This is a genomic window from Romboutsia sp. (assembly GCF_035470145.1).
In the GTDB taxonomy this organism is placed as follows: domain Bacteria; phylum Bacillota; class Clostridia; order Peptostreptococcales; family Peptostreptococcaceae; genus Romboutsia_D.
In genome coordinates, this window is the sequence record NZ_DATIRC010000042.1 from 1 (window position 1) to 3,910 (window position 3,910).

At 25.6% G+C, this 3,910-nt stretch carries 4 protein-coding genes; 2 read left to right on the forward strand and 2 right to left on the reverse strand.

Translation table 11 applies throughout. The annotated features are described in order from the left end of the window. Positions 1 to 678: YitT family protein (locus VLM92_RS01570; RefSeq protein WP_325274599.1), on the forward strand; the 678-nt coding region annotated here is incomplete at its 5' end. A 23-nt stretch (positions 679 to 701) separates the two neighbouring features. On the opposite strand, the gene VLM92_RS01575 is transcribed toward VLM92_RS01570, so the two are convergent. Both VLM92_RS01575 and VLM92_RS01580 read right to left on the reverse strand, forming a co-directional pair. Beyond that, positions 702 to 1,796, reverse strand: a complete 1,095-nt coding sequence (locus VLM92_RS01575; protein ID WP_325274600.1) for a hypothetical protein — start codon at positions 1,794 to 1,796, stop codon at positions 702 to 704. Between the two features lie 5 nt (positions 1,797 to 1,801). Next, positions 1,802 to 2,395: a GNAT family N-acetyltransferase gene (locus tag VLM92_RS01580; protein WP_325274601.1), complete on the reverse strand. Its 594-nt coding sequence runs from the start codon at positions 2,393 to 2,395 to the stop codon at positions 1,802 to 1,804. A 244-nt stretch (positions 2,396 to 2,639) separates the two neighbouring features. On the opposite strand from VLM92_RS01580, the gene VLM92_RS01585 reads away from it, so the two are divergent. Beyond that, positions 2,640 to 3,755, forward strand: a complete 1,116-nt coding sequence (locus VLM92_RS01585) for a tyrosine-type recombinase/integrase (RefSeq protein WP_325274602.1) — start codon at positions 2,640 to 2,642, stop codon at positions 3,753 to 3,755. The last annotated feature ends 155 nt before the right edge of the window (positions 3,756 to 3,910 follow it).

The window sequence follows — 3,910 nt, forward strand, 5'->3', positions numbered from 1 at the left end:
ATAGGTGTGCCATTAGTAATATTTGCATTTAAAATACTTGGAACTAAAAACTCAATAAAGACTTTAATTGGTACGGTGTTATTATCAGTAACAATAAATATAACTTCACCATTATCTGATATGAGTGTAACAAATGATTTATTGTTATCTGCAATATCAGGAGCTATTTTAGTAGGAATAGGTATCGGTACTATATTTAGAGTTGATGGTTCCACAGGAGGAACGGATTTAATAGGACTTATATTAAGTAAGAAATTCCCTGGAATAAAAGCGACTAAGTTTATGATGTGTTTAGATGCATTTGTAGTTATATCTTCAGGTATTGCTAGTAAAAATATAGAAACCGCTCTTTACTCAGCTATAGCACTTTATATTATAGTTAAAGTGGCAGATGCTATAATGGAAGGTTTCGATTATTCTAAGGCATTTTTTATAATATCTAATGAAGCGAATAATTTAAAAGATGTTATAACTAATGAGTTAAGTAGAGGGGTTACTATCCTTGATGGTAGAGGTGGATATACAGATGAAAAGAAACAGGTATTATTAGTAGTTGTTTCTAAAAATCAAGAAATTTATTTAAAGAAAGTTGTTAAATCAACAGACCCTAATGCTTTTATAATTGTTAGCACTGTACACGAAGTTTTAGGAGAAGGATTTAAAAAATTTGAAAATTAAGAAAAGCGGCATATGCCGCTTTTTTAATTTTTCATTGCTATTGAATTAATTTCTAAATTTTCACCTTCAGCTAAATTACAAATAAATAACGATGGTGTTACATACTCATGCTTAGCTAAAAATGGAAATAATATAGTATATCTACCCTTTTTTAAATTCATAAACTCATATTCGCCTTTTGTATTAGTTAAGTATGAAATTTTATCACCTTCACTGTTTATGATAGTTATAAGTTTATTTTTAAAAAAATATTCATTCTCAAGAGTATCTCCTATAAGATTTATTATTTGTAACCTGCCATATATCGATCCTAAGTTATTCGCTTTATTAGTTTGAAAAACATCAAAAGATGAACTTATAAGTCTTATATTTATAGGTTGAATTAATATACCGCTTAATATGCCTGACTTTAAAAAAGGAACTTCATGATAGAAATCTGCTTTTAATATACAATCAGAATATACATTTTTAATAAGTATTTTTGATATGGAATATAAAAATGATGGTCTTTTGTTTGTTTTTATATAATTGTACTTTCCTGTAATTTGTATATTGTCTAATAGTACCTTAGTTTCTTTAGTCCAATAAATAGGACTTTTAAATAAACAATCGTCTCCATAGTTTATGTTTATGGGTTTTAAAACGACACATTGCTCGCTAGCTATAATCTTAATATTTTTACAATGTAAAGTTCTAACGAATGACAGGTCTTTAATTTTATTATTAGATATATTTATTAGATTTAAATTTTTCAAGTTACTAAGGTCCCTTATATGAGATATATTGTTACTATCAAGTCCAACACTTTTAAGTTTCTTTAAGTTATTTAGAAAGGATACATCCTCGATTCTATTTTCTGAAAGTTCTAAATTAACTAATCTGTGTAGTTTAGATAGTGGACTAGTATCTATAATTTCATTTTTACTTAAATTAATGCTATTTAAATTTGTAGCATATTCCAATCCTTTCAGATTATTTATACAACAGTCAGATAAATCTATTTCTCTTAGTGTAATTAAATAGTCTTTAGTAATTTGGCTAATATCTTTGCCTAGTGTGTTAGCTAGAACAAATCTTAGGTGTTTATCTATCCAATCATTATTTATATCTCTTGCCAAGGTGATCATCCCTTTTTATATAATTTGAATTTATTTATATAATTTATTTTTAGCATTTCATATTCATGGCATTTAATAGGGTTTCTTATCTTTTTAGATTTCAAATTTTTATTAAATGTTTTTACGTAGTGAAATCCTAAATTTTCTAAAGCTTTTTGTGAATACGTATTATCTTCAAAAGTTATAGCTATAATTTTTTCTAAGTTTAAATCATTAAAACCATACCTAAGCATTTCTTCAGCTAATTCTGTTGATAAATCGTACCCCCAATAAGAAGGATTTATACATATACCCATTTCTCCTTTTTTTGAAGATATAGATATATTATTAAACCCTACATTACCTATTACCTTATTTTCTTTTTTTAACACTATAGCGTAGTGTCCTATTTTTCCTTCGTTATAATTTTTTAAAAAAAATAACCTTATAAATTTTTCTGTATCAAATATTGTTTCATGTTTTTTAAAGGGTAAATATTTAACCACAATATCTTGCTTGTAATAGTCAAATAAATTAGGTGCATCTTTTAAGGAAACAGGTCTTAAAATGCACCTTTTAGTTTCTAAAATTTTCATTTCGAATCCATTAGAGTTGTACATATTTCATGTCCCCTTTAACAAATTTAATAAGCATTATTTATATAATTTATGAAATTAACATCTTAACTGTTCTTATTAAACATAAAATATATACTTTTATGCCAAAAATATATAAATTAGTGTTTATAGTGCTTTCATGAGTTTTATAAAGGTTTATGTCAGTTTTATGTCAGAACTTTAAATGTTTTTTGTTTTGTTTTTATGTTATAATAAATATATAATTGTTGTTTCATGGAGGTATATAATGAGTTTTGCATTTATAAGAAAAAGAAGTAAAAACTACATAGTTTATTTAGAATATAAAGATCAAGAAAGTGGTAAGAAAATACAAAAGAATATGGGCTCATTTGAGAAAAAAAGAGATGCATCTAAAAAACTTAACGAGTTAAAAGATAGTATATATAATGACGAATTAGCACTACCAAACGCCATTAATATAGAGAGTTTTTTAATGGATTTTTTAGAGAAATATAAGGTCAATTTATCAATTACAACTTATAATTGCTACCTTAGAATTTGTAAAAAGTACCTAATTCCTATGTTAGGAAAGTATAAATTAGAAGAATTAAAACCTATACATTTACAAAATTATGTAGATGATTTAGTAGGAATTTTAGCTCCACAGACTATAAAAATACACATAAATATATTAAATTTAGCTCTTAAAAAAGCATATAGATTAAGACTGATTAGAGAAAATATAGTAGAATGTATAGAAGTTCCGAGGATAAAAAAGTTTAAAAATAATATATATAATACGGAAAATATGGTTAAATTACTCCAAATTTGCAAAGGAACATCCCTTGAATTACACATATATTTAGCTAGTGGTTTGGGGCTTAGAATCTCGGAAATATTAGGATTGACTTGGGACAATATAGATTTTAATGAAAATACTATAACAATAGACAAGATTACAGTAAGAAATGAGGGTTTAGTTATACTGAAAAATCCTAAGACTGAAAGCTCGGAAAGAACAATTTCAGCACCAAATGAGATAATTTCAATGCTAAAAAATCATAAGAAAAAGCAATTAGAAGCTAAATTAAAAGGTAAAATTACTAATAAAATGAATTTATTATTCTTCGATAAAAACGAAAAACCCATCGCACAAGATGTACTTAGTAAGAAATTTAATAAATTTTTAAGAGAAAATAATTTAGATCATATAAGATTTCATGATCTTAGACATTCACATGTTACACTACTTATAAATTCTAAAGTGCCTATTAAAGTTATTTCTGAAAGAGTTGGACATTCAAACATTAACACTACTCTTAATATATACGCACACGCACTTAAGGAAATGGACTCTGAAGCCAGCGATAAAATCTCCGAAACTTTATTTAAATTAGGGTAAATATTGCAACACTACTTTTATGACTATTAAAATAGTAAAAAAACTAACCTTTTATATAATCATATAAAAGGTTAGTTTCATCTTGTCCGATTAATACATCCTAATTAATGCATAATATTTTAAAAACGCCTTTAAATAGATTGTGTTAGATTATA

What these genes read in the sequence shown, in the direction of transcription:
- VLM92_RS01580 (WP_325274601.1), bottom strand. Translation starts at nt 2,395, where the DNA reads ATGTACAACTCTAATGGATTCGAAATGAAAATTTTAGAAACTAAAAGG.
- VLM92_RS01585 (WP_325274602.1), top strand. Translation starts at nt 2,640, where the DNA reads ATGAGTTTTGCATTTATAAGAAAAAGAAGTAAAAACTACATAGTTTAT.